21 protein-coding genes and 1 pseudogene are annotated in these 25,281 nt (G+C 67.4%); 12 read left to right on the forward strand and 10 right to left on the reverse strand.

From position 1 onward, the window contains the following. The first annotated feature begins 1,160 nt into the window (after nt 1–1,160). A pseudogene (locus GZ997_RS06170) lies at nt 1,161–2,432 on the forward strand (IS256 family transposase). Between the two features lie 1,053 nt (nt 2,433–3,485). On the opposite strand, the gene nrdE reads toward GZ997_RS06170, so the two are convergent. Genes nrdE through nrdH form a run of 3 tightly spaced genes read right to left on the reverse strand, consistent with a single transcriptional unit; the run spans nt 3,486 to nt 6,308 of the window. Continuing rightward, complete coding sequence (gene nrdE, locus GZ997_RS06175; protein WP_162679260.1) at nt 3,486–5,651, reverse strand: class 1b ribonucleoside-diphosphate reductase subunit alpha; 2,166 nt, start codon at nt 5,649–5,651, stop codon at nt 3,486–3,488. After that, nucleotides 5,636–6,046, reverse strand: a complete 411-nt coding sequence (gene nrdI / locus GZ997_RS06180; RefSeq protein ID WP_162679261.1) for a class Ib ribonucleoside-diphosphate reductase assembly flavoprotein NrdI — start codon at nt 6,044–6,046, stop codon at nt 5,636–5,638. Before nrdI ends, nrdE begins: the two co-directional genes overlap by 16 nt. Before the next feature lie 16 nt (nt 6,047–6,062). Continuing rightward, nucleotides 6,063–6,308, reverse strand: a complete 246-nt coding sequence (nrdH, locus tag GZ997_RS06185) for a glutaredoxin-like protein NrdH (protein WP_161925218.1) — start codon at nt 6,306–6,308, stop codon at nt 6,063–6,065. A 641-nt stretch (nt 6,309–6,949) separates the two neighbouring features. Here nrdH and GZ997_RS06190 point away from each other — a divergent pair. From GZ997_RS06190 to eccCa, 7 genes are all read left to right on the forward strand, one after another. Further along, nucleotides 6,950–7,450, forward strand: a complete 501-nt coding sequence (locus tag GZ997_RS06190; protein ID WP_161923316.1) for a transcription repressor NadR — start codon at nt 6,950–6,952, stop codon at nt 7,448–7,450. Between the two features lie 314 nt (nt 7,451–7,764). Then, nucleotides 7,765–8,964, forward strand: a complete 1,200-nt coding sequence (locus tag GZ997_RS06195) for a PTS sugar transporter subunit IIC (protein WP_162679262.1) — start codon at nt 7,765–7,767, stop codon at nt 8,962–8,964. A gap of 207 nt (nt 8,965–9,171) precedes the next feature. Beyond that, entirely contained in the window at nt 9,172–9,975 is an 804-nt protein-coding gene (locus GZ997_RS06200; RefSeq protein ID WP_162679263.1) for a hypothetical protein, read from the forward strand. 72 nt (nt 9,976–10,047) lie between these two features. Beyond that, complete coding sequence (locus GZ997_RS06205; protein WP_161923313.1) at nt 10,048–10,362, forward strand: hypothetical protein; 315 nt, start codon at nt 10,048–10,050, stop codon at nt 10,360–10,362. Further along, nucleotides 10,359–11,666, forward strand: coding sequence for an EsaB/YukD family protein (locus GZ997_RS06210; protein ID WP_162679264.1), 1,308 nt, complete (start codon nt 10,359–10,361; stop codon nt 11,664–11,666). Before GZ997_RS06205 ends, GZ997_RS06210 begins: the two co-directional genes overlap by 4 nt. Next, the gene (locus GZ997_RS06215; RefSeq protein ID WP_162679265.1) at nt 11,663–12,661 is read left to right on the forward strand and encodes a hypothetical protein; all 999 of its coding nucleotides are present in this window, start codon (nt 11,663–11,665) and stop codon (nt 12,659–12,661) included. Before GZ997_RS06210 ends, GZ997_RS06215 begins: the two co-directional genes overlap by 4 nt. After that, complete coding sequence (eccCa, locus tag GZ997_RS06220; protein ID WP_162679266.1) at nt 12,658–16,659, forward strand: type VII secretion protein EccCa; 4,002 nt, start codon at nt 12,658–12,660, stop codon at nt 16,657–16,659. Before GZ997_RS06215 ends, eccCa begins: the two co-directional genes overlap by 4 nt. A gap of 32 nt (nt 16,660–16,691) precedes the next feature. Here eccCa and GZ997_RS06225 read toward each other — a convergent pair whose 3' ends face one another. From GZ997_RS06225 to GZ997_RS06255, 7 genes are all read right to left on the reverse strand, one after another. Further along, entirely contained in the window at nt 16,692–17,051 is a 360-nt protein-coding gene (locus GZ997_RS06225) for a DUF4870 domain-containing protein (RefSeq protein ID WP_162679267.1), read from the reverse strand. 221 nt (nt 17,052–17,272) lie between these two features. Then, nucleotides 17,273–17,713 carry a hypothetical protein gene (locus GZ997_RS06230; protein WP_238994309.1) on the reverse strand — a complete coding sequence of 147 codons (441 nt, stop codon included), beginning with the start codon at nt 17,711–17,713 and terminating at the stop codon, nt 17,273–17,275. A gap of 538 nt (nt 17,714–18,251) precedes the next feature. Continuing rightward, nucleotides 18,252–18,755, reverse strand: a complete 504-nt coding sequence (locus tag GZ997_RS12720; RefSeq protein ID WP_238994310.1) for a hypothetical protein — start codon at nt 18,753–18,755, stop codon at nt 18,252–18,254. 24 nt (nt 18,756–18,779) lie between these two features. Then, on the reverse strand, nt 18,780–20,774 hold the full coding sequence (locus tag GZ997_RS06240; protein ID WP_238994313.1) for a DNA/RNA non-specific endonuclease: 1,995 nt from the start codon (nt 20,772–20,774) through the stop codon (nt 18,780–18,782). A gap of 47 nt (nt 20,775–20,821) precedes the next feature. Further along, the gene (locus tag GZ997_RS06245) at nt 20,822–21,199 is read right to left on the reverse strand and encodes a hypothetical protein (RefSeq protein ID WP_162679269.1); all 378 of its coding nucleotides are present in this window, start codon (nt 21,197–21,199) and stop codon (nt 20,822–20,824) included. A 27-nt stretch (nt 21,200–21,226) separates the two neighbouring features. After that, on the reverse strand, nt 21,227–21,598 hold the full coding sequence (locus tag GZ997_RS06250; RefSeq protein WP_162679270.1) for a DUF6507 family protein: 372 nt from the start codon (nt 21,596–21,598) through the stop codon (nt 21,227–21,229). Nucleotides 21,599–21,603: 5 nt separating this feature from the next. Further along, nucleotides 21,604–21,915 carry a pore-forming ESAT-6 family protein gene (locus GZ997_RS06255; protein WP_108965449.1) on the reverse strand — a complete coding sequence of 104 codons (312 nt, stop codon included), beginning with the start codon at nt 21,913–21,915 and terminating at the stop codon, nt 21,604–21,606. 465 nt (nt 21,916–22,380) lie between these two features. Between GZ997_RS06255 and GZ997_RS06260 the strand changes: the two genes are divergently transcribed. The 4 genes from GZ997_RS06260 (at nt 22,381) to GZ997_RS06275 (ending at nt 25,264) form a co-directional block, all read left to right on the forward strand. Further along, on the forward strand, nt 22,381–23,493 hold the full coding sequence (locus tag GZ997_RS06260) for a DUF6177 family protein (protein ID WP_162679271.1): 1,113 nt from the start codon (nt 22,381–22,383) through the stop codon (nt 23,491–23,493). A gap of 71 nt (nt 23,494–23,564) precedes the next feature. Further along, nucleotides 23,565–24,083 carry a hypothetical protein gene (locus GZ997_RS06265; protein ID WP_162679272.1) on the forward strand — a complete coding sequence of 173 codons (519 nt, stop codon included), beginning with the start codon at nt 23,565–23,567 and terminating at the stop codon, nt 24,081–24,083. Between the two features lie 92 nt (nt 24,084–24,175). Next, nucleotides 24,176–24,838, forward strand: a complete 663-nt coding sequence (locus tag GZ997_RS06270) for a LytR C-terminal domain-containing protein (protein WP_162679273.1) — start codon at nt 24,176–24,178, stop codon at nt 24,836–24,838. A 78-nt stretch (nt 24,839–24,916) separates the two neighbouring features. Beyond that, nucleotides 24,917–25,264 carry a DUF4190 domain-containing protein gene (locus tag GZ997_RS06275; protein ID WP_161923300.1) on the forward strand — a complete coding sequence of 116 codons (348 nt, stop codon included), beginning with the start codon at nt 24,917–24,919 and terminating at the stop codon, nt 25,262–25,264. Nucleotides 25,265–25,281 lie beyond the last annotated feature (17 nt).

The raw sequence follows: 25,281 nt of genomic DNA on the forward strand, positions 1-25,281 counted from the left end.
GGCCACCATCAACGCTTCCAAACCACCCAACAGAATCATCAGCAGGCCACCCCGCTCACCCCGCTCCCAACCGTCCCAGAAGTCATGAGACTCAACCGTCCCAGAAGTGTGGAGACAGCACAGTACCCCTACCGTACGAACCGTCACCACAGGGTACGAATCGTCGACCAGAACATACGAACCGTCGCGAGAATGTACGAACCGTCGGCCGGAACAGACGGACCGACCTGCCTCGGAACATTACCAACCACCGCGCCAGCACAGCCCCGAAGGCCAACCGTCTGCACCCGCACGCCACAAGCGCCGTTGTCAGCACGCCACAAACGCCGGTCCCCGCAGGCCAACTCACCCGGACGCGCACCTGCCACCACCGGATGAACCACCACTCCCCCACGAACCAGAAGATCCGGACAAATGAGTCGTTCGGGGTCGTAAGGGCTGGGGAGGTAGTGCGGGGCCTTGGCGAAGTGCCCGACGTGTCCGGCAGGCTCGGGCGACTAGTTGGCAGTCGCACGCGGTGTACCGCACGACCAAGGCGGCAGCTTCAACGACCTCCGTGACGTTTTACGACCTTGGGGTACGTTTCACGACCCCGGGGTGGTCGTGAAACGTACCCCAAGGTCGTATTTCGTATTGCGTGGGTCGGGCCCATGCACATCTTGGATGTCCATCCCATGCTCTCAAGCACGTCGGCCCGTCATTCGCCAGTCGTCAGCACATGGGCAGCACATCGCATCATTGGGCTCCGGCATCGAAAGCGACTGGTGAGCATCGACGACGCAGACCCAAGACCAACAGGCCCGCAAGGGCGCGAGGTGCTTCCTGACGAAGCGCAGTGGCCCGCCATCGCCACGGAAATCCACCGGGCAACGGCCGGCGGTGTCCGGATCGATGACAAACGGCGCCAACGACGCCGGCAGCCACGAACGAATCGTTGGAACCATGCCAGGCTCGGACCGAAGTCCGCTGGTGCGCGCGGCGTTTGTCATCAATTTTGACACCGCACACCACAGCGGCCACCCGCAAATAGTCCTAACGCACCTGGAGGTACGGGTGGGTCTCGTAGTGTGGTGGCAATTCCCGCGAGGGGTTCCCTGTGGTAGGGGGCATCGTGGGAGCCCAGATTCTCGACCAAGATTCACCAGGAAGGTTCACCCACGATGCCCGAGAACAAGTCTGCCGTGTCCACACTGATCGCGGAAGTCCTTGCGGACCCCGACCTGGCCCACAATGATGTCTTCCGCCGGCTGCTTCAGGCCGGCCTGCAGGACCTCGTGGACGCCGAAGCCTCCGCGGTGATCGGTGCCGACAGGTACGAGCGCACCGAGAGGCGCACCAACCGTCGTAACGGCACCCGTCCCAGAAGGCTGGCGACCACCGCCGGGGAGGTTGACCTGGCCATCCCCAAACTGAGGCAGGGCTCGTTCTTCCCGTCCCTGCTGTCCCCGCGTAAGCGGGTGGACAAGGCCCTGTACGCAGTGATCTGCCAGGCCTGGATCGAGGGTGTGTCCACCCGGAAGGTCGATGACCTGGTTAAGGCCCTGGGCAACGAGTCCGGGATCTGGCAGGGCGACCGTCTCGCGGGTCTGCAAGGACATAGACGAGGGCGTGCACGAGTTCCTGTCCCGACCGTTGGATCACACCTGGTTGCCCTACCTGTTCGTTGACGCCACCTACGTGGACGTAAGGCTGGGCCACCGGGTCGTCTCCCAGGCCCTGGTAGTGGCCACCGGGGTCTCGGCCCAGGGCAGGAGGGAGATCCTGGGCACGGGGCGTCGGGGACGCGGAGACCACGGACTTTTGGACCGCTTTTCTGCGGTCCTTGCGCGAGCGGGGGCTGAAAGTGCCTACCCAGGAGGACCCACAGGGGGTGGTGCTGGTAACCAGCGATGCCCACTGGGGCATCAAGAACGCGGTCAAGGCGATCCTGCCGGGCGCCTCGTGGCAGCGGTGCCGAGTGCACTTCGCCCGCAACATCGGCCTCCAAGCTCGGCTCGGCCCGCTCCAAGCCCGTAAACGCCCTGATTACGACGATCTTCGCTCAGACCACTGGCGAGGCCGTGAAGGACACTTACAAGCAGGTCACAGCCTCTCTGCGTTCCTCGTTCCCTGAGATAGCCGACATGCTGGCCGAGGCCGAGCCGGACCTGACCGCGTTCGCCGCCTTCCCCAGGGAGCACTGGCCCAAGATCTGGTCCAACAACCCCATTGAGCGTCTCAACCGTGAGATCAAGCGCCGCGCGGATGTGGTCCAGGTCTTCCCCGACCGAGACTCCGTCACCAGACTGGTCGGTGCCGTCCTACAGGAGCAGCACGAGGAATGGCAGTACGGCGAACGCCGCTACCTGTCGGAGACCTCCCTGCGCCACCTCACACGGATCCTCCACGAACAAGCCGAAACCACCCACCCCATCATGGCCATCACCGCCTAGAACATTTACACCACACCAAGAGACTTGACCGGAGGTACGAGGTGCTTCCTGACGGTCAAGGTGAACGGGCGGGATTACGAGGCCGCCCTTGAGTCTTAATGCACCTTGAGGTGCGAGGTGCTTCCTGACGGGGCCTACTCCAGAAAGGGGAGTAGAATGTTAAGTCTTAATGCACCTTGAGGTGCGAGGTGCTTCCTGACCCCTACCCCTGGAAACCGCGCCATACCGCCACTTCCAGGCCCGAGATCGCCACCGGCTCCGCAAGCACCCCACGGAACCGACTGGCACCAAGCCAAAACTACCACCTTTCGTTGAAAACAAGCCAAGCGCCACCGACACCCCTCAGACCCCCTCCAGCCACCAACTTTCAACGAAGTCATGCAGAAAAGTCGGGGTCAAACGTACCTATCTTTGTACCGTAGACCGAATTGTAACCTCCCGGCAGGCGCCACACCAACCCCATACGCCCCAACTGCATCACACGCAACACTCGCAAACACCGCTCTCGCCACCTCCAGGCGGCCCCGCCGCACCGACACTACCGCCGCAAACGACCGCGAGCACCCACCACCCCGCCGCGCCTTTACTACGCCACTTCGCCGTTAACAACGCTAGTTAACGGCCTGCTGAATACCTCAGAGGCCTTCAGCAAACGGCTAAGTGGCGTAGCAAACGGTGAACCGACGTAGTAAACGGTGAACCGGCGTAGCAGACCGCGAACCGGCGTAGTTAACACACCCGGCTTAGGCCACTGACACCTCTCCCGGTCATGTGAGCGCCTAGCGACTCGCGCGTCACGGCATGCAGGAGACGCAGCCCTCCACCTCGGTGCCGACGAGTAGCCCCGCCACGAAACTGGCATCTGCGCCGGTTGGCGCTGACGAAGTAAGCCACGCACCGCTCAGGGCAGTAGTCCTGCGAAGTGAGCCCGGCAGCCTTCCGGACGGTGGGCGAGCCGGGTTTCGCGTACCGGATTCGCCCGATAGCCGCCTTCACGTCCGAATCGCCACCACCGGAGCGCTCTCAACTCAACGGCCTCATTCGGGCACAGCCTTACAGCATGCAGGAGACGCAGCCCTCCACCTCGGTGCCGGTGAGCGCGGCCTGGCGCAGGCGGATGTAGTACAGCGACTTGATGCCCTTGCGCCAGGCGTAGATCTGCGCCCGGTTGACGTCGCGGGTGGTGGCGGTGTCCGGGAAGAACAGCGTCAGGCTCAGCCCCTGGTCCACGTGCTGGGTGGCGGCGGCGTAGGTGTCGATGATCTTCTCGGGCCCGATCTCGTAGGCGTCCTCGTAGAACTCGAGGTTGTCATTGGTCATGTAGGGCGCCGGGTAGTAGACGCGCCCGATCTTGCCCTCCTTGCGGATCTCGATCTTGGCGACGATCGGGTGGATCGAGGAGGTGGAGTGGTTGATGTAGGAGATCGACCCCGTGGGCGGCACCGCCTGGAGGTTGCGGTTGTAGATGCCGTCCCGCTTGATCTTCTCCGCCAGCTCCGCCCAGTCCGCGCGCGTGGGCACGTGCACCGACGACGCGGCGAAGACCTCCCGAACCCGCTCGGTGACCGGGACGAAGTCCTGGGTCAGGTACTTGTCGAAGAACTCGCCGGAGGCGTACTTGGAGTCCTCGAATCCGACGAAGGTCTCTCCCCGCTCCACGGCCAGCTCATGCGAGGCGGTCAGCGCCGCGAACAGCACGGAGGCGAAGTAGACGTTGGTGAAGTCCAGCCCCTCCTCCGACCCGTAGTGGATGCGCTCGCGCGCCAGGAAGCCGTGCAGGTTCATCTGCCCCAGGCCGATCGCGTGGGACTCGCGGTTGCCGCGGTTGATCGACGGCACGGACTCCAGCTCCGTCTGGTCGGAGACCGCGGTCAGCCCGCGCACGGCCGTGCGGATGGTGCGGGCGAAGTCCGGGGAGTCCATGGTCTTGGCGATGTTCAGGGAGCCCAGGTTGCAGGAGATGTCCTTGCCGACGTGCGCGTAGGACAGGTCCTCATTGAGCACGCTGGGCTCGGACACCTGCAGGATCTCCGAGCACAGGTTGGACATGACCACCTTGCCCTTGATCGGGTTGGCCCGGTTGACCGTGTCCTCGAACATGACGTAGGGGTAGCCGGACTCGAACTGGATCTCGGCCAGCGTCTGGAAGAACTGGCGGGCGTTGATCTTGTCCTTGCGGATGCGCTCGTCGGCCACCAGCTCGCGGTACTTCTCGGTGACGTTGATGTCCGCGAAGGGCATCCCGTAGACGCGCTCGACGTCGTAGGGGCTGAACAGGTACATGTCCTCGTTCGCGCGGGCCAGCTCGAAGGTGATGTCCGGGATGACGACGCCGAGCGAGAGGGTCTTGATACGGATCTTCTCATCCGCGTTCTCCCGCTTGGTGTCCAGGAACCGCAGGATGTCCGGGTGGTGGGCGTGCAGGTAGACGGCGCCGGCGCCCTGGCGCGCACCCAGCTGGTTGGCGTAGGAGAAGGAGTCCTCCAGCAGCTTCATCACCGGGATGACGCCGCTGGACTGGTTCTCGATGCGCTTGATGGGCGCGCCCATCTCCCGCAGGTTGCTCAGCAACAGAGCCACGCCGCCGCCCCGCTTGGACAGCTGCAGGGCGGAGTTGATGCCGCGGGAGATCGACTCCATGTTGTCCTCGATGCGCACCAGGAAGCAGGAGACGGGCTCGCCGCGCTGGGCCTTGCCCTCGTTGAGGAAGGTGGGGGTGGCCGGCTGGAAGCGGCCCGACATTATCTCGCCGATCAGGTCCAGCGCCAGCGACTCATCGCCGTCACCCAGCGCCAGGGCGACCATGGTGACGCGGTCCTCGAAGCGCTCCAGGTAGCGCTTGCCGTCGAAGGTCTTCAGCGTGTAGGAGGTGTAGTACTTGAAGGCGCCCAGGAAGGTCTCGAAGCGGTAGTCGTAGGCGTAGGCGGCCTTGAAGGCGGCCTTGACGAACTCGGGGCTGTAGCGGTCCAGCACCTGCTGCTCGTAGTAGCCCTCCCGCACCAGGTAGTCCAGCTTCTCCTCAAGCGACGGGAAGGTGACGGTGTTGTCATTGACGTGTTGGAGGAAGTACTGGCGCGTGGCCTCACGGTCGGCGTCGAACTGGATCATGCCGTTCGCGTCGTACAGGTTCAGCTTGGCGTTCAGGGCGTGGTAGTCGAGGTCCGGGGAGACCGTGGTCTTCGGTGCGGTGCTCGCCGGGGCCGTCAGCGTTTCTGCCAAAACTTGTCCAATCCTTCTTTGACGCGTTCGACGTCGGTAGGGGTGCCGAGCAGCTCGTACCGGTAGAGGAAGGGGACGTTGAGCTTGCTGGCGATGATGTCGCCGGCGATGCCGTAGGCCTCGCCGAAGTTGGTGTTGCCCGAGGCGATGACGCCGCGGCACAGCGACCGGTTGTGCGGGTCGTTGAGGAACTTGATGACCTGCTTGGGCACGGCGCCCTTGATGGCGCCACCACCGTAGGTGGGGACGACGAGGATGTAGTCCTCGTCAACGCTCAGCGGCTCATCCCCCGGGCGCAGCGGAATGCGTGCGCTGGGGTAGCCGAGCCGCTCAACAAAGCGACTGGTGTTCTCCGAGGTAGAGGAGAAGTAGACGAGCAGGGGGCGGTCACTCACGAACGCCTGGCCCCACTCAGATGGCGGCGGCCTCGACGGCGGCGGCCAGGGCCTTGATCTTGTCCGGGCGGAAGCCAGACCAGTGCTCGCCGCCAGCCATGACCACGGGAGCCTGCGCGTAGCCGAGGGAGCGGACCTGCTCCAGGGCCTCGGCGTCGAGAGTGATGTCAACCGTCTCGTAGGACAGGCCGGCCTTGTCCAGGGCGCGGTAGGTCGCGGAGCACTGGACGCAGTTGGGCTTGGAGTAGACGGTGATGGCCATGTCGGTCACTTCCTGGCAGCGAGTAGTTGGAGCGGTTGGTTGATGGTTCGGGTGCGCGTGCACTCCGGCGGCCCCAGCGGACGGGAACCTACCCGGTTGTAATCACACCCATGTAGTTCTCGGGAGGGCAAGCGCCCCCTGCTGCTCAAAACACTACCCCTGGGGGTCGAGGAGCGCCACCACCCCAAGATGATGTGTCTGACGTGTTGTTGTGCATAGACCCTCCGGAGCTGTGGACAGCGCGCCTGACGCTGTGGATGCGGTTGTGGAGCGGGCACAGCCGCCCCGCCCGCCGCCCCCGGCGCCACGACGGCAACGCGACGCCGGATCGGCTAGTTCATGGTCTCGCGGGGGTCTGACACGAATTCGCCCCCTTAGCCCCGAGTTACCCACAGGCACCCCTGCGTCACACCGCGCCCTCAGTCCCCAGCCTGGGGACTGGCCGGGGAAAATACCTCGCGGCCCGCACCCGCGCCCGGCGTGTCGCAACTGCCTGCCCGCCGCACCGACGCCGCTCATCACCCCAGTCCATTCCGTCTCCCCCACAACTTCCCCTCAACCGTGCTACGTTCCCATGAGCCGCCTCACACAGGCCGACCGCACGGCAGCGAGCCCACCAAGGAGAGGACCGCGAGACGACCATGGACGCAACCGAGCGCCGGCAGGCGATCCTGGCCCGCCTCAAGGACGCCACCAACCCGCTGGCCGCAGCCTGGCTGGGCGAGCAACTGGGCGTCTCCCGGCAGATCGTCGTCGGCGACGTCGCCCTGCTGCGCGCCGCCGGCCACGCCATCCGCGCCACCAACCGCGGCTACGTCCTGGCTCGCCCCAGCTCCCGCCCGCGCCGCGTCTTCCACGTCCAGCACGGACGCGACCAGGTGGCCGCCGAGCTGGCCGCGATCATCGACGCCGGCGGCACCGCGCTGGACACGATCATCGAGCACCGCCTGTACGGCCAGATCACTGTGGACCTGCTCATACACAACCACGCCGAGCTGGATCTCTTCCTCGAGCGCATGGCCGAGTCCTCCACCCTGTCCGAGCTGACCAACGGCTGGCACGCGCACACCATCGAGGCCGACACCGAGGCACAGCTGGACACCATCGAGTCGCGCCTGAGCGAACTCGGCATTCTGCGCTGATCCCCCGGCTGACTCCGCAGGGCGAATGTCCGAATCCGGCATAAACGCGTCGGCGCCCCCTTGTTCGACGGCGGCGATTCGTTGAGATCGTGCGGTTTCACGAGGTAAGACACGGTAGCCCCGGGACGTTTGTGCCGTTTTCGGACACTTTTCCGCCCCGCTGGCCCGGCCGCACGCCCTAGCCACGCGCGCGGGAGAGGCGGCTCACGCAACTTGTGTCATGACACCTGACGGCTCTCGGCTATCCTTTGAGTGTCTTGACACCTAGCGCGGGCGCGCGCTCCCACGCCGTCCTGCCATCCAGGGGAGGCCCCATGTCCGCATCCTCCAAGCCCATCCCCGCCAGCAAGTCCGCCGCCACCAGCAACAACACCGCCACGGGCAAGGCCGCCACGGCCCCCTCCTCAGCTGCCGCCGCCGAGGGGCACGGCCCGCTGGACTGGCTGCGCGCCTTCGGCAACCGCTTCTTCATCGAGGGCCTGACCGGCATGGCGCACGGCCTGTTCGCCACCCTGATCATCGGCACGATCCTCACCCAGATCGGGGCCTTCATCCCCGGGACGGTCGGCGGCCTCATCGTGCTGATGGGGCGAGTGGCCTCCTCAATCACCGGCGCCGGCATCGGCCTGGGCACGGCCCGCCGCCTGGGGGCCGACGCCTTCGTCACCATCTCCGCGGCCGCCGTCGGGCAGGTCGGCGCCCAGGCGTCCGGCCTGCTGGCCGGCAGCGCCATCCTGACCGACGACGTCGGCACCGCCCTGCTGCTGCGCGGCCCGGGTGAGCCACTGGGCGCATTCGTGGCGGCGTGCGTGGCCATCGAGGTCGGCCGCCTGGTCTCCGGCAGGACGCCGGTGGACATCCTGGTGACGCCGTTGACCACCGTCGTCGTGGGCGGCGGCGTCGGGCTGCTGGTAGGCCCGCCCATCTCCTCCGCCATGACGGCGCTGGGGCAGCTGGTCAACTGGGGCACCGAGCGGCAGCCGCTGCTGATGGGCGTGATCGTCGCCGTCATCATGGGGATGGTGCTGACCCTGCCGATCTCCTCGGCGGCCCTCGGCGTGATCCTGGGACTGTCCGGCATCGCCGCCGGGGCAGCGACGATCGGCTGCGCCACCCAGATGGTGGGCTTCGCCGTCGCCTCTTTCCGGGAGAACCGCTGGTCCGGGCTGCTGGCGCAGGGCCTGGGCACCTCCATGCTGCAGATGCCGAACATCCTGCGCCGACCACTTATCTGGGTGCCGCCCACGCTGGCGTCGGCGCTGCTCGGGCCGGTGGCCACCGCCGTGCTGCACATGGAGTCCAACGCCGTCGGCTCGGGGATGGGCTCGGCCGGGCTGGTCGGTCAGATCATGACCTGGCAGACCATGAGCAGCGCCATGCCCACAGGACAGCTGCTGGCCACGATCGTGCTGTTCCAGTTCGTGGCCCCGGCGGTGCTCACCCTGGCCATCAGCGAGTTCATGCGCGCCCGCGGCTGGATCCGCCCCGGCGATATGGCGCTGGCCGCAGCCTGAGTTCTCCACTACCCCGTCACCCTGCGGCGCGCTCGCCGTCGGCAATGCATGCAACCCCACATACGACTATGAGCACATCCGTGCCATACTCGTAATCGAAACGCGATTGTCATTCGGTGGCGGCCCCCGCGTCACCCGAAACAGCCCTGACCCGGGTGAAGGAGGTAGAACTTGACCTCACAGGCCTCACAGACTCCATACGCGGCAATGCCGCCACTCCCTGTCGGCTGCCGACCGGCACCGCGGCAGGTGGTTGCGGAGAGTATTGCGATTGACCTTGCCATCGTGCTGCTACCCCTGGCTGTCGGCCTAGTTGTGCCGGGGTCGGCACTGCTCAGGCTTGCGCTCGTACTGGGGGCGCTCGGCCTGCTCCTGGCACAGCTCGTGAGCCACTGCCTGTACGGCAGAGCTGTCGGCGGCCGCCTGCTGGGACTGCGCACCGTCGACGCCGACGCCGGGCTCCCCACCGGGACGGCGCGTTCCCTGCTGCCACTTGCGCGCCTAGGCGCAGCGGCCGGCGCCGCTGTGCTGGACGTCCGGCAGGGCCCGGATCCGTCGCGCGGGACCCTGGACGACCTTGACGCGTCGGCCGCCCGAGCCCTGGAGGCGAGTGCGGCGTCTGCGCCCCCGCAGCCTCCCGCCGAGCCGCAGCGGATCGCAGCTCCCCCGGCATCTCCCATGATCACGCCGACGCCGGCCGAGCCAGCCACGACCGCACCTTCACCCGCCAAGACACCGCCTGCGCTGCGCGCAGTGCCGGCGCAAGCAACCCAGCCGACATCCATGCCGCTGCCGCCCGCTGTGCCACCGCAGCCGGCACCTCCACCCCCACCGCCTCCCGAGCCCGCTCAGCAACCGGTCACCGAGCCCCTGCCGCAGGCACCCGCCCCACCCCGCGTCACCCGTAAGGCGCTCAGGGCCAAGGAGAGGGAGCGGGAGCGTGCGCGCGCCCGGCAAGACCTGGGCTTCACGGACCCCGACTCCGAAACCCCCTCAAGGATGGTCGGATGAACCCGGCACCAGCCCCAACCGCATGCGGCGCGGTGACGCCGCCCAGCCGACCCAGTCAGGTGGACAACGCCCATGCCGCGTGAGAACGAGCAGGCGGTCCTCGACTCCGCGCGCGTGCACCATGCGCGCCTGCGCGACGCCCTGGAACGTGGCCGCACGCCGGGGAGGAGCCGGGCTCAGGCGCCCCGGCTGATCGCGTCACTCGTGGTCGCTGCCCTTGCGTGCAGTGGCTGCGTGGGCTACGCCTACGTCTCCACGCACCTGGACTCGATCCGCAGTACCCCGGGCGGAAGCACAAGTACCCCCACGGACAGCGCCACCGTGGCGCCCGCGCCTCCCCAGCCGACGGATGCAGCGGCACAGGCATCCCAGGAAGCAGAGCAATGATCCCCTACACCCGCATTACCCTTGTGGCAGACCGGTCGCGGGCCGAGCTGGTTGTGCCCTCCACCGAGCCGGTCGGCACTCAGATGCCGACGCTGTTGTCCCTCCTGGGCGACCAGTCCAGCCACTCCGGCACCCCGCTGGCGCTGCGCCTTGTGCGCGCCGACGGCCGCCTGGTGGACCCCGAGCTGGACCTGGCCGCCCAGGAAGTGCTCGACGGCGAGGTCTTGCGCGTTGTGGCCGACGACGAGATTCCGCCACCCGCGCGCGTGTCCGACCTGAGCGAGGCCATGGCAGATCTCACCGAGGCGCATCCCGGTAGGTGGCGGCGCACGGACCGTCCGCTCGGGGTCGGCATCCTCATCGGCGTTCTAACCGCGCTCGCCACCTGGCCCGAGCTCCAAGCACTCACGCCGACGGCGCACACCTGGGTGGCGCTTGTGAGCCTGCTTTTGCTCTCCGCCGTAGTCGTGCTCCGGCGCGGCGGTGCCGGCCCGTCGGGCGCCGACGTCCTGGGCGCCTGCCTGCTGCTGGGGCTGCTGGCGGCGCAGAGCCTCACCCTGGCGAGGATCGGAACCGAATCCGGGGTGCTCGCAGCCCTGGCCCTGGTCCTGTTGGTGACGGCCGCCCTGGGACTGGCGCTCGACCGCCCCGGTTGGATCGCGGGGGCCGCCGTCGGGCTCGGCGCCGAGGGCGTCTGGATGCTTGTGGCCGCCCTGAGCCCCACCACGAAGCTGGCCCACGGCGTCCTGGCGGTGCTCGCGCTGGTACTGGCAGGCTGCCTGCCGTGGGTCGCGCTGCTGGTCTCCGGTGCGGCCCGGCTGGATGACACGGCCTTGACCGGGGTGCTGCCACCACGCGATCGTGCCCGGCGCAGCCTGTCCGCCGCCCACGACTCGCTGCTGGTCTCCTGCCTGGTGGCAGCAGCCGCGCTGGCATGGGCGACGGCGAGCCTGGCGCGGCAGGAGGATCCGTGGGCTCACTGGCTGGCCGTGGCCGTGGTGGTTGCCGCGGCGCTGCGCTCACGCGCCTTCCCGCTGCGGGCAGAGGTCATTGCGCTGTGGCTGGCCTGTCTGCCGGCGCCGCTGATACTGGCCTCCCCGCTGCCGTGGCCGCAGCGTGGCGTGCTGCTGGGCGTCGTCGTCCTGGTGCTGGCGGCAGCCGCCCTCTACCAGAGCGCCGATCAGACCCGCGTGCGCCTGCGCCGCCTGGGTGACGTGCTGGAGGCGGCGGCCACCATCGCCACGGTGCCGCTGCTTTGCGGCCTCGACGGGCTCTTCACCCACCTCCTGGGGCTGTTCTCATGACTGCGCCGGAGTTGCGGAGCTCACTGACGCGCCGCGCAGACGCCGCCCGTATGGACCGCCTGCGCCGCCCACTTGACCTGTGCGCCCTGGTGCTGACCGGGGCGCCTGCGTGGCGCCGCGCCGCTGCGCAGACACATCGGGACCTGACGCAGCCGCTGCCGCTGACCTGCCGTATTGTCGTGGTGCCGTTGGTGCCTGCATGTGGGGCCACCACCGTGGCCCTGCAGCTGACCGGGGCGCTGACCCGCGCCAGGCGGGCGCCGGCACTGCTGCTGTCCGCGTCGCCAGGCCCTGCCTCCGCCGCCGACCAGCTGCCCTTCTCCCGCTCCTGGCCCCTGGCGGATCCTGTGCCCGCCGCGGTGCCTCCAGCGGAGAGCGGGCCGGTGCTACGCGGCGCGGCTGGCTGCGGGCCGGATGGCCTGACTTCCTGCCTGCGGGTCACGTCGGCGGACATGGCACCGCTACAGGCGTGGCATAGGGCACGGCGCGAGCTGGGGCACTTCTTCGATACCTGCCTGACCGAGTTCGGTCTCCTGTCCCCCGCCGAGCTGGCGGAGATTGCCCAGCTTCACCACGCGATTGTGCTGGTGTCCCCGGCACGGCGCCGCGAGGTCGAGCGCAGCCGCATACTCGTAGGGAGGCTCAACAAGGTGCTCAACGAGGTCCTGCCCAACCGCCCGGCCGGTGTGATGAGCACTGAGGCCGGCGCCGCTGACGGTCTACCCGGCACGGCCCCCGCTGCCCCCGGCCTGGAGCGCCGGTCTCCCGTCGTGCTGCACGCAGTAGTCGCCACCTCCCCCGGGCACCCGCTCATCCCACGTCTGCACCCCGACGAGGTGCTAGTCCCGTATGACACCGCGCTGGGGCGTCCCGGTCCCACTCCTCTGCGGCGTCCTACCGGCTTCGCCTTCTCCTCACTGGCCGCGCGCGCAGTGGATGCGGCTGCCCGGTCTGCGCAAGGCACTGCACGAACCGCTGCGGGAGGTGAGGCATGATCCGCACCGTCCACCGCCCCGGGCGCCTACGCCGCCCGCTGGAGCTGCCCGAGCCGATGGTGCTGCCCGCGCCCCCGCAGCTGTCCGATACCGGTGCGGGTCAGGGGTTCCCGTTCCAGATGATGCTGCCCCTGGCCGGGGCCGGCTCATCCATGCTGATGATGACGCTGCTGCGGTCCAACCTGATCTTCGCGATCCTCGGCTCGGTGGTGATGCTCGTGACCGTGATCGGCATGCTGGCTGCCACCTTGTCCCGCCGTAACGGGCAGGCCCGTCAACGCCGTGAGCGCCGCGAGCGCTACCTCGACTCGCTCGCGGACGCCGCGGGCGGCCTGGAGGCCGCCGCCGGTCAGCTGCGCAAGCACGCCTACCAGGCCCACCCCGCCCCGCAGGCGCTGGCCTCCTGGGCGATCTCCCCCGACCGGCGCTGGGAGCGACGTCGCACCGATAGTGACTTCCTGCGGCTGCGGCTGGGTACCGCCGACGTGCCTCATCCGCTCGCAGCGATGCCCCGCTCCGACGCCGTGGCGCAGGCTGATCCCCTGCTGGTGCGGGAGGCGCAGACCTTGGTGGACAGCTACGCGGTGCAGTACGCGATGCCCGCCACCGTTGATCTTGACGCGGCCGGCGAGGTGTCACTGATCGGTCCCCGGGAGGTCACCCGCGCCCTGGCCCGCACCCTGCTGGTGCAGGCGGCGGTGCATCACGCCCCGGAGGACCTGCATATCGCGCTCGCCTATGACAAGTCCGTGGCGCGGGCGTGGGAGGGCGTGGCCCGGCTCCCCCACCTGCGCATTCATGGTGCCTTCGACGGTCCGGTGGCGATGCGTCGAGTGGGGGCGGACCAGCAGGACCTGGAGCGGGTGCTGCGGCCCGAGATCGCCGCCGCCGCGAAGGCCGCTGCGCAGGTGGCGCGGATCGGGACGGGCGGCGCGCAGCGGCGTCGGACCCGGCTGCTCGCCGTCGTCGACGCCGAGGGGCCGGCCCAGTCCCTGGCGATCCCCGACGCCTCCCTGCGGGCGCAGGACGTGGGGGCGACCGTCCTTCACCTGGTCACCGACCGTCTGGATGAGCCCTCCGACCCGTCGCTGCGGCTGACGGTGCGTGAGGACGGCACGGTGCTGGTGGAGGACCTGCGGCCGGTCACTGACGCCTCAGGCAGGATCGATAATGACGCCGCCCCGATCCCGCCCACCGTGGTGACCCCCGACGAGTTGGGCCCGGCGGCCGCTGAGGGCGTGTGCCGGGCGCTGGCGCCGCTGTCGCTGGGGGCGGCCGCCGAGCGGGAAGTGGAAGACACCTCCGCCACCTCGCTGGCTGACCTGCTGGGAGTGGACGATCCCAGGCGCATTGATGTGCCCGCGGCCTGGCGGCCCCGCTCGGCCCGTGACTTCCTGCGGGTGCCGCTGGGCACCGATGACAACCATGAACTGGTGCTGCTGGACCTGAAGGAGTCCGCCCAGCTGGGGGTCGGGCCGCACGGGCTGTGCGTGGGCGCGACCGGTTCTGGCAAGTCCGAGCTGCTGCGCACCCTGGTGACTGCGCTCGCCGTCGGCCACGGCCCGGAGGACCTGTCGATGATCCTGGTTGACTACAAGGGTGGCGCCGCCTTCGCGCCCTTCGCCTCCCTGCCGCACGTGGTGGGGCTGATGGATAACCTGGCCGACGACGCCGGGCTCATCGAGCGGGCGCGCGCCTCGATCGCCGGGGAGGTGGTGCGTCGGCAGAAGCAGCTGCGGGATGCCGGCTCCTCCCCCGATATCGCCCACTATCGGCGGCTGCGCGAGGAGCATCCGGAGATGGCGCCCATGCCGCACCTGTTCGTCATCATCGACGAGTTCGGGGAGCTGCTGACGGCGAATCCTGACTTCGTGGACCTGCTGCTGACGATTGGGCGCATCGGCCGGTCCATAGGCGTGCATCTGCTGCTGTCAAGCCAGCGTATTGAGGGCGGCAAGCTGCGGGGTCTGGACACCTACCTGTCCTACCGGATCTGCCTACGTACCTTCACCGAGGGGGAGTCCTCCACGGTGATTGGGGTGCCGGATGCATTCCACCTGCCCGCCTCCCCCGGGTACGGGTACTTGAAGGTGGACACTAGCGTGTTCACGCGCTTCCGGGCCGGCTACGTCTCCGGCCCGGTGGAGGAGGTGGAGGCCGAGCCCGTCCCTGCCGACCGTGAGGAGCAGGTGCCGCTGCTGCTGCCGGTGTACAACGGCCTGGAGGGCGAGGAGCCGACGGCGGCGCAGGCCGTCGTCCCGGAGGAGCACACCACACGGCAGACGGTGGTGGATGCCGTGGTGGCTCAGCTGAGCCGGGCCGCTGAGCCCATGGCGCCGGTATGGCTGCAGCCGCTGCCTGCCCGTCTGCCGCTGACGAGCGTGCTTGGCGGACCTTTGCGGCGCGACGCCGTCGGGCTGCGGGTGCCCGCCCCTGCCGGTCCCGGGCCCAGGGTGCCGGTGGGGCTGGTGGATGATCCCGCCCGCCAGCGCCAGCAGCCGTGGCTGGCGGACCTGACTGTGGGCGGCGGGCACGTGGCCGTGGTTGGGGCGCCGCAGAGCGGCCGCACCACGTTCCTGTGGACGCTGGCCACGGCGGCAGCACTGACCCATGCCCCGGATCGGCTCGCCTTCTACGGGGTGGATGCCACCGGCGGCGGGTTGTCGCGGCTGGCGGCGCTGCCGAATGTGGGCGGCGTGGCCACGCGCGGGGACCGGGAGCGCATGCGCCGCGTACTGGAGGAGGTGGTGGCGATGCTGGACCAGCGCGAGCGGGTTCTGGCCGCACGTCACATCGACTCCCTGGAGGTGCTGCGCGCCCGGCACGCCGCGGGCGAGTTGCCCGAGCTGGCCAGCGCGGACGTGGTGCTGCTGGTGGACGGTCTGGGCCTGCTGCGTTCGGACTTCCCGGAGCTGGAGGACCCGCTGGATGAGGTGCTGCGGCGTGGCGGTGGTTTGGGGGTGCATGCGGTGATGACGCTGTCGCGCGGCAATGACCTGCGTATGTCGCAGCAGTCGCTGGTGGGCACCCGCCTGGAGCTGCGGCTGAACGATCCGGCGGATTCGCTGGTGGCGCGCAAGCTCTCGGCCACGCTGCGGGCGGATACGCCGGGGCGGGTGCTGCGCACGGACAGGCTGTTCGCCCAGGTGGCGCTGCCGGTGGTTGAGGATGCCGACCTGTCGGACGGCGTCGGTGCGGCCCTGCAGGCGCTGGCGGAGCAGATCGGCGATGCGTGGTCGGGGCCGCTGCCGGCACCCGTGCGCATGCTGCCGGAGAGTATTGACCCGGCGGACTTGCCCGACGGTGAGCAGGAACCGGAGCTACTGCCGCTGGGACTGTTCCAGGACACGATGACGCCGATCAATTTGGACCTTGGAGGGCGTGACCCGCATCTACTGGTGCTGGGCGATCCGGGCTGCGGCAAGAGTACTGTGTTGCGCGGCGTGATCGAGTCGCTGGTTGAGCGGCACACGCCCGATGAGCTGGTGGTGGGCGTCTATGACGTGCGGCGGACGACGGCCGGGGCCTGCCCGGAGGCGTTCCTGGGTGGGCACGCGACGTCGACGGCGCTGGCCGGCGGGCTGTCGGCGTCGATCGCGCAGGAGCTGCAGCGCCGCTCCGATGCCCTGGCGGCGGGTGAGGCGGTGGAAGGGCCGCGGATCGTGCTGGTGGTGGACGACTATGACATCCTGTCCTCAGGCGGCAACGGGCCGCTGGGGCCGCTCATCCCGTTCTTGTCCTCGGCGCGGGATCTGCGCCTGAATGTGGTGCTGGCCCGGCCGGTGGCCGGGGCCTCGCGGGCCTTGTACGACCAGCTGCTGCAGGCGCTGCGGGACACCGGGGCGACCGGCCTGATCATGGACGGTGACCGCGGCGAGGGGGCGCTTATCGGCGGTGTGCGGGCGGAGCATCTGCGGCCCGGGCGCGGCTGGTGGGTGCGTCGGGGACGCAAGCCGCGCCTGGTTCAGGTCGGCGACTTCACGCCGACCGGCGAGTGAGCTTCATGCCGACCCGAGGCCGGGGTGCCCGGCTACTTGATGAAGGGGATGCCGCGGAACGGCACGACCTTGCCGCGGCTCGCCCGGACGCCGAAGGCGATGCAGATGATCACGTGGATCAGGGAGATGAGCAGCCAGGCCAGAACCGGCAGCCCCCACGGTAGGAAGTCGTCTGAACCGTCATCAGGCATGAAGGCGAACAAGTACACAAGGAAGCTACCGAGGAACACGATGGTAGCCAGTAGATAGTTGATTCCCCAGCTCGCGGCGGCCGTGCCATTCGTCCGTACAGGTTCGGGATCCTTACGGCAGTTCAAGCCAACGGCGATCATAATGACCGACGTTATGATCGCTCCGACGCCGGGATAGAAGCCGAATACGAATAGCCCCATGAACCAAGCGATTGAGGCTGTCGGCCGGGGCCGCGCCCGCGGGTAGTGCGGCCCGCCATAGGGCGGGGGCGGCACCTGCTGCGGTGTCCCGGGCGGGACCGGGTACGGCACCTGAAATGCCGGGTATGGGCCGCCGGGTACGGGCTGAGCCTGTGTGGGCGGCACCGAGGCCCGCTGCTGGGGAAACTGTGGCGAGACGGGATAGTCAGGGTAGGGGCTGCTCACCGGTTCTGCTTCATCCAGTCCGGGGTCGCTTTGGGGTCGCGGGGGAAGAGCTGAAGCTCTTGGGCGACATCCTCGGGGGTGTAGGGCGGGTTGAGGACGGGTTCGTGGTCGTAGTCGAAGTCGGAGATCAGCTGGTAGTCCTGCTTGTTCATGGTGAACACGCCCCTGGTCCAGGCTCCGCCGCCGGGCCGGGCCATGGCGATGCGCACCTTGACGGCGGGCTCGACGACCTCCCGTGGCACGATGTTGTCCTCCCAGCCGCCGCGGCGCATTAGCCCGGAGGAGCGCAGCGCACGGCTGCGCACGCCGGCGCGGGTGCCCACGGCCTGGACCTCGATGGACATCTCCTCCACGTGGGCGGAGCGCATCCAGCGTGCGCAGGCGTCAGACAGCGCCTCGACGGCCTGCATCTGTGCTTCGAAGGACCACTCGGTCATGAGTTCCTGCCTCTACTCTGCTCGGGTCAAACTGGCAACGGCGTTTACCAAAACGACACTACCGCGAACGAAGACGCACCGCATCCCAGAGCGGGGTCACATGCGTCACGATCGTCCGAAACGATTTCCAAGCTGCGTTCCAGCCGCTCCGGGGCGAGCTTGTGTCCGGGACCCGGACAAACGACTCCGGCACACCTAGACACCTGCCACCTGGCCCCTGCGCAGAAGTAGTTGAAATCACGCGGTTCTGCTGCCGCCGGCCGAGGCCGGCACCGCCGCTTGTCCCGAATCCGGACACCAAATCGGGTCCGCGTTCGCGTTGGCCCCCGTCACCTCCAACGAGACTTACCGTCCGAGGGCGGGTGGCCGTGGAGGCGTGTGCGCCTGGAGCCAGTCACAATCTATGACAAACACCGTCTACACCCACCGAAGCCAATCCGGCGTCCGCATGATTCCAACGTTTCCTCCCAGGAAGTCAACGTCCCCAAGCGTGTTTGTCATGGATTTGGACACACCAGGATTCCGCCGCCGCTTCAGCTCACTCGCCGCGCTCCTGCTCACGCTTACGACGACGCGCCTCACGCCGACGAGCATTACGCTCCTTACGCTTCTCATACTCAGCAGCACGCTCAGCCAACCACTCAGGAACAAACTCAGGATCACGCGGATACCGATCCAGCTCAATCGCATACTCACCCACGCCAGCACTCGAATCCTCGAACACCGGCTCACGCATCCAATCACACTCCTGATGCAACACCCCATCAGACGCATCCATCCACAACCGACACCACGTCCACGCACCCCGACCAGGAACAACCTGCGCACGACGAAGCTCACTAAAAGGCAGTTTCGTGCCGTACGGCGGTATAACCCTGCTCGTTACACCATCAATGGTCAGCTGCGGATCAAACTGACCATACAGCCCGATCCTGTTGATCGTTATTTCGATGCGGCTAGCACCCTCTTGGAGAATCCAACTCCTTATAGACTCTTCAGTCTCATTAAAGATCGCCTCTACCGACTTCGACCCACGCGGCACAGCACTCTATCCCTTCCTCGTTACTTACCGATTCTCAAACGTTTGCGGAGTTCTCGCCAATCCATTGGCGTCCTGCGAAGCCACTGTCCATTGCGTCGGAACCCTATCATCGGGATTCACATCGCTCAGCCTGGTCACTGAGCCGGCGTTGGCAGGCGGCCCGTCGTACTCGATAGTAATGTCGATGTTCCGGTAGTTGCCCGGGCTGTCAGCGATCCTCTGCTCCAACTCATAGAAGCTACCCGGATGATTACCGTTCACCGACTCTTTCATCGGCACCACGTTAATGTCCTCCGGCGGCGCACCGAACCGCTTACCACCAAGGTGACCACCCGGGAAGCCACCACCCAGACCATCACCATAATGGCCTATCCGCCGCTGCACCGCCTTCGACTCATATGTCGCATCAGCATCAACCACATCCAGACGATCCACCTGAAGACGCACCGTACGACCCCAATCATCAGTCGTATAGTGGAACTTCCCATCCACCGTATACGTCGCATTCGGCAGAGGATCCCTCAAATCCGGATTCATCGTCGTGGAAGTCCTACCCAACCACGTCTGCCGCTGCACAGCGGAGTCCGCCTCCACATGCACAATCTCACCGGCGTCGTTGGTGTAGTACTTTCCGCGTCCCTCTACCTCGTAGCAGGTGTTCGGCTCCAAGTCCACACCCTTGCCAAAGGGCTTAGTCGGCTTAGGCACCAGCGGACTGTCGGCATCAACCTTTACCGTCTGCTCCGTGCTGGGACGATGCTCCCGGTTGAACGCATCCTTATCCGGGTCATAGTCTGGCGTGCGCTGCTCGGTGTCGGGCGAGTCCTTGACCTCCGGCGAGCGCTCCCCATCCGACGCGACCCCATCCCCGTCCGGCGTGCGGCCGCCATCAGAAGCCGCATCACCGTTATGCGTCCGACGCACCCCATCAGGCGCATCCGCATCGGGGGTGCGCCCGTCCGGACTCACATCCCCATCAGGACCCCTGCCACCGTCGGGCGTCGCATCGGCATCCGGCCTACGGCCGCCCTCCGGCACGTCGCCCCCATCACCACCGCGTGCATGCGGAGCATCGGGCGCATCAGGAGCGGCGTCCATGTCCGGGGTACGCCGCGTGCCGGGCGCATCCACGTCGCTGCGGCCCAGATCAATCCCGTCCAGATCCGGAGTCTGATTACTCTCACCGTGGGTACGTGAGCTCCGCACTCCACCGTCAACATCTACACCCATGTCAGGCAGATCGGTGCGAGCGTCGACGTCGACACTGGCGTCGGTGGCGCCGTCCGCCCTACCCCTGCGGCCAGGCAGGTCAAGATCAGTAAAGTCCAGATCAACTTTGCCCAGAACAACCTTGAAGCCCTTGCCCAACGTAATGTCCACCACTATGCCAAGCGGGTCCAAGTAGTTCAGCACCTTGCCCACCACAGCAGCCCAGCGCGCGGCCCTACCTGCCTTCGAGGCGCCGGAGGTGACCTTGGTGGCGATGCCTACACCTGGAAGTGCGAGGGAGAGGACATTGAACACTAATCCGCCCGCCGCGCGGGCCGGGTCATCCTCCCACACGTCCCAGCAGACGAAGCCTTTTGCAGTCTCCTTCCAAGCGCCCGTTGCCGTAGGCGAGGGATGCCAGCCCGCATAACTGCCGTCCTCATTCCAGGTGAAGCCGAGCAGCATGCTCATGCCCCGCCATGTGGCGGCAAAACGCTCGCCGTCGTGGGTGAAGCCGTCACTGCCCTCGAACTCAGCCCCGCCCAGATTCAGCACGCCGTTGACCATGCCGCCCAGGCCCTCACACACAAGCCCGTCCCACAGGAAACGCTTGGTGGACACCGCAGCCTTCTTCGGGCAGGCGTCCTGCCGGTCCACCGGGCTGCCCCAAGCCTGGCCCTCGGCGTCATCGGGAATCTCCGAGTAGCCGTAGCCGAGCTCGTCGTCGTCACCCGTGGGGTTGGCGTGATAGCCCTCCAGGCCGTCCAGGGCGCGGATGTTGTTGGCGCAGGTCCGTTCAGCATCCCACATGTCCACCTGGATGCCGTTGGCAGTGATGACCAGCCCGTTGTTCTCATCTACCAGGTCCTGATCACGGTCCCACTCCGGGTTGTCCTTGATCTTCGCCTTGAAGGCGGCGCAGCCGCTTTCAAGGTCTGTGCCCGCGACTTGATGCCGGACATCGACTCCGCAAAGGTGGACAGATACCCGGCCATGCTCTCCAGGGCGGAGGCCAGCGTGTCGGTGTCCGTCGCCACCGGATCCATGGCGGCATACAAGGTCTCCTGCTCGGGTGCCTTGTACACGTTCTGGATGCCCGCCCACTTGGTCTTGATGTCCGAGCCGGAGGTACGCAGGTCACCTGCCTTCGTCTTCAGGTTCGTCGCCGCAGTGCTCAGCGAGTCGACGTCGAAGTCCACAGCGGGGATCTTCGTCTCATCAAAGGGGGTAGCCATAGGGTCAACTCACTACGTCGGGGGATATCAATGGGCCTGGCGCTGGAACTCCAGCGCGGACGCCTCATCGTGCTGCTGGTAGGCGTCGACCGCCTTAACGGTGTTGTTCAACACGTTACTGATCGTCGTGGTGACGGACTCGAAGTCCGGCTTGTGCGTATCGATCCAATCGATGACCGCTTTAGCCACGAGCGCTGACTGCATGAGTTCCTCCCCATTGGAGTCCGTACCCATGCCGCTGGCCTCGGCGCACGGCGTGACCACGTTTCCCAACTCATCGCTGACGCCGTTCAGGGAGGTGGTGAAATCGCCCTCCTGACCCGGGGTGGAGTCCACCAGCGCCTGCTCATCAGACAGCACCTGCGCCACGCCGTCAGGATCGATGTCCCAGGCCGACACCGCCGTCAGCCGATCTCATCCACGGCCTGGCGGGCGCGCTGCAGCGTGGACTGAGCGCCCTCATCCGTGGTCTGCATCGACTGCCGCAGCGTGGCAATGATCCCCCGCACCTCGCCCGCTGCATTCTTCCAGCGCAGCTCCTTGGCCTGGTACTCATCCGAGACGCCATCGGCCTGGTACTGGGCCATGGCGGTCTTGACGTCGCTGTCACGCTGGTTGATCAGGCTCTCGAGCCGCGAGGCGACCCGCTCAAAGTTCGCCTGCACCTCCTGTGAGGCGCCGACGTCGTAGGAGCGCTTGTCAATCTGGTTGGCCATACTCATCCCCTCCTTGAGGACACAACTTACTCAATCGTGGAAGTCTTCTTGATCAACGTCGGCCTCTCCGACGCCTACCGGCAGGTCGTTCCAAGCCGACTCAGCGAGCAGATCCGAAGCGCGCGGAGTCGAAGCTCACCGAGCCCTCGGCAGCACGGGTGGTATCCACCATCTCCTGCTCACCCTGCGTGAATGCGATGTCCATGCCGCTGATACCACCCAGAACAGCCTACAGGAAGGAATCAATTGCAGGTGTAATACAGCCCGATACAAGTACCGAATCGGGACCGCGGGGCCGTCGGGGCGGCTACGTCGCGTAGCACTGCACTCCGTCAGCAGTCACGCAAGAGTAACGTCAGCCGCGAGTCGGTGCGCACAACCCATGCGAACTCAGTCCGGTGCGGCGCGCCGCGACATCCACCGCCATCCCTCTTCGCCCGTCCCCGGAAGGAGCCACGCCCACCCATGCCTCATGGAACATTCGCCCTGCCCGGCGGACCCCGGGCCGAGCAGCCCACCTTCAAGATGACGCACCCTATGCTCGACGCCCAGATCGGCAACCGCGCCAGGGTAACCAGGCTCCCCGGCCCCGTCGTCGCCCTGACCGAGCCGCTGGCAGACCTGCTGCACCGCACCGCCGGAAGCTCCCAGCGCACCATCCTGGTAGTCCCCGAGAACAGCACCGTCACTCCCGCCTTCGACCGCCTCACCGACGCAACCGGCACCATCGTGCTCGTCCAGGAGGGCCCCACCTACCGCGAGCTGCGCTCCGGCCGCCTGATCCCGCAGCTCGGGCAGACCCTCGAGGTCCTGGAGCAGCAGCTGACGGCATCCCCGCGGCACATGGTGCAGCGAGACGTCCGCCCCATCCTCACCGTGTCAATCTCCGCCTATCACCCCACCCGTCGCAGCACCCGGCTAGGCGGCGTCGTGGAACTGGTCACCGAGCAGCTGCTACCCGACGCCGAGCTCTCCTGGGGCGGCTACGAGCCTGCCGGCGCATTCTGGGACCGCGACGCGCTAACAGGCTTCTGCCGCGCGCACATGCCCACCGTCCACCTGGTGCTGGCCGGCCACGGCTACAACGGCACCCTTACTGGCACCCTCACTGCCTCTCGCACCAACAACGGCCTGGAGGAGTACGTGGAGCTGAACCTTGCCGGGGCCACGCCGCCCACCGCATTCCGCGACCGGGCCATCGCACTGTTCCGGGCAGTGGCCGAGCAGGCTAAGCCGCAGTTCGCGCTCGCCATGCGCACCTACGCCCGCGCCGATACCTCCCTGCCAGTGACCGTGAGGCGCCCGCCCACGCCCCTAGCCGTGCTCATCGGCGCCCCGGGTATGCGACAACTCGGCGTCGACGCCGCGCGAGTGGCCGCCGCCCACGGCGGCCAGACCACCGGCTACGGCCGCCGCCGCGGCCTGCTGGTGCCCCTTGAATCCAACTTCGACGCCGACTGGGGCCCGCTGCTGAACCTGGTGCACACCCTGGACGGCGACGCCGGGAACGTCAGGCGCGCCCTCGGGGTGGAGGGCAGCACGCCCAACAACCGTGGCCCCGCCGCGCAGCAGACCTGACTCGCCCAATACGCCCCATATACGTCAGCCCGCATCCACTCGGACTTCTCAGACTTCAAGGAGTAGCAGCAGTGCCCCGCATTATCACCGCAGTCACCCAGGAAGTGCCTGAGGTCCTGGACGTCGTCAGCCTGGCGCTTGCCCGCGACATCACCGCCACCTACACCCGTACCGCGGACAACGCCGCCGTAGCCATCTTCACGGACTTCTCCGACCTCCGCCCCAGCCTGGAGATCGTGAGACCGAGCCTGGTTGCTGACGCGCGCGAGCTCACCCGCATATTCCGGGTCGACTTCCCACGGGACTGGGAGCCACCGTACGTCATCAACCAGTTCCTGGTGCCCTGGGAGGAACGCTGCGACGTGTTCACCCAGGTGCCCATCGACGTCGGCATCATGTTCCACGGTGTAGCAGTCAGCGAGGGCTCAGTCCTACCCATACCGGAGCCCTGGTGGTGGCGCGTGACCGAGGAGGGGCGGTGGAGGCCGACTCGCGCCGCCCAGGAGCAGTGGCGGCGCGCCACCATTGACAGGCCCACCATTGACTGGCCCGCCATTGACTGGCCCACCAGCGGACCAGGCCGCGGCTAGCCCGTATCGCGCACCGGTATAGGGACAAGTTCGCACTAGGGTGCTGCGCCGCCAACGCCCCGCGAGCCCGAGCCGTCCACTACCCTGAGGGCGTGAGCACTTCCGCTGATCCCTATGCCGAGTACCGGCGCCGCCTCAAGCGCCGGCAGACAATCGTGATCGGCGGTGTGCTGACGGCCATGGCCGCAGTGACCGTGGTGGGCCTGATGGTCTGGAGCGGCATACTGCCTGCCATCTACGATCCGGGCTTCTCAACCGCGGAGGAGGACACCACGCCCCTGGTGCAGCCCTGCCCACCCACCGACGCCACCACCGTGGAGATCACCTCAATCCCCGTCAACGTCTACAACGGCACCAACACCATGGGCCTGGCCGGCGGCGTGGCTGACACCCTCGGAGACGCCGGGCTGACTGTGAACAACACGGCGGACTGGCCCAAGGGAGACTACAGCGGCGACGTACAGCTGACCACGTCCCTGAGCGGCCTGACCAATGCCTACACCCTCGCGCGCGCTTTCACCGGCTCCGTAGTCGTGCAGATTGATGAGACACAGGACGCGGACGACCCCACTGTGTCCGTGGTGCTGGGCGAGCAGTACTCCACCGGCATCCTCTCCGTGGAGGAGATCGGCCAGCTCAAGACCGGGGAGGTGGTCTCCGCCCCCACCGGCTGCGTCACCGCCACCACCTCCACGGAGGCGGCCGAGGCGGGCAGCGGGGCAGGCACCGAGAACACCGTCGGCACAGACGATTGACGCTTCGCTCCCCGACCCCACCTGGCGGGCTGATCCGCGTGCAGTCCCAGACCGGTCGATCCGTGGCACGATGAAGTCATGAGCCCCGAGCAACCCGATGTCGTCGACCCCGCCCGGATCGTCCCAGCCGACTTCGTCTTCCCGGGAACCGAGAAACTCAATCCGCGGGAGATCTTCGCCGGCCCCGGCTACCAGGCGCCCCGGCAGCGCACCGAGCCTGCCGCGGTCGCCGCCCTCGTATGCGCCGTCCTCAGTCCCATCCCCGGCGTGGGCCTACTCGCCCTCGGCCTGGGTATTTTTGCGCTGCGCCGCATACGCGACAGCTACGACACCGGGCACGGACAGGCGTGGTTCGCAATCGTCGTCGGCGCAGCCACCACCGCCGGCTGGCTATGGCTGTGGTGGCTGATCACCCAGATGAGCTGACCCCACGCCGCCTGGCG

The sequence above is a fragment of the Actinomyces sp. 565 genome (assembly GCF_010365615.1).
In the GTDB taxonomy this organism is placed as follows: Bacteria; Actinomycetota; Actinomycetes; order Actinomycetales; family Actinomycetaceae; genus Actinomyces.

Coding starts and splice junctions, on each gene's coding strand:
- GZ997_RS06240 (WP_238994313.1), bottom strand. CDS start 20,774: ATGTGGGATGCTGAACGGACCTGCGCCAACAACATCCGCGCCCTGGAC.
- GZ997_RS06260 (WP_162679271.1), top strand. CDS start 22,381: ATGCCTCATGGAACATTCGCCCTGCCCGGCGGACCCCGGGCCGAGCAG.
- GZ997_RS06190 (WP_161923316.1), top strand. CDS start 6,950: ATGGACGCAACCGAGCGCCGGCAGGCGATCCTGGCCCGCCTCAAGGAC.
- GZ997_RS06275 (WP_161923300.1), top strand. CDS start 24,917: ATGAGCCCCGAGCAACCCGATGTCGTCGACCCCGCCCGGATCGTCCCA.
- GZ997_RS06255 (WP_108965449.1), bottom strand. CDS start 21,915: ATGGCCAACCAGATTGACAAGCGCTCCTACGACGTCGGCGCCTCACAG.
- GZ997_RS06225 (WP_162679267.1), bottom strand. CDS start 17,051: ATGGGGCTATTCGTATTCGGCTTCTATCCCGGCGTCGGAGCGATCATA.
- GZ997_RS06200 (WP_162679263.1), top strand. CDS start 9,172: ATGCCGCCACTCCCTGTCGGCTGCCGACCGGCACCGCGGCAGGTGGTT.
- GZ997_RS06215 (WP_162679265.1), top strand. CDS start 11,663: ATGACTGCGCCGGAGTTGCGGAGCTCACTGACGCGCCGCGCAGACGCC.
- GZ997_RS06195 (WP_162679262.1), top strand. CDS start 7,765: ATGTCCGCATCCTCCAAGCCCATCCCCGCCAGCAAGTCCGCCGCCACC.
- GZ997_RS06205 (WP_161923313.1), top strand. CDS start 10,048: ATGCCGCGTGAGAACGAGCAGGCGGTCCTCGACTCCGCGCGCGTGCAC.
- GZ997_RS06230 (WP_238994309.1), bottom strand. CDS start 17,713: ATGACCGAGTGGTCCTTCGAAGCACAGATGCAGGCCGTCGAGGCGCTG.
- GZ997_RS06245 (WP_162679269.1), bottom strand. CDS start 21,199: ATGGCTACCCCCTTTGATGAGACGAAGATCCCCGCTGTGGACTTCGAC.
- nrdH (WP_161925218.1), bottom strand. CDS start 6,308: ATGGCCATCACCGTCTACTCCAAGCCCAACTGCGTCCAGTGCTCCGCG.
- eccCa (WP_162679266.1), top strand. CDS start 12,658: ATGATCCGCACCGTCCACCGCCCCGGGCGCCTACGCCGCCCGCTGGAG.
- GZ997_RS06210 (WP_162679264.1), top strand. CDS start 10,359: ATGATCCCCTACACCCGCATTACCCTTGTGGCAGACCGGTCGCGGGCC.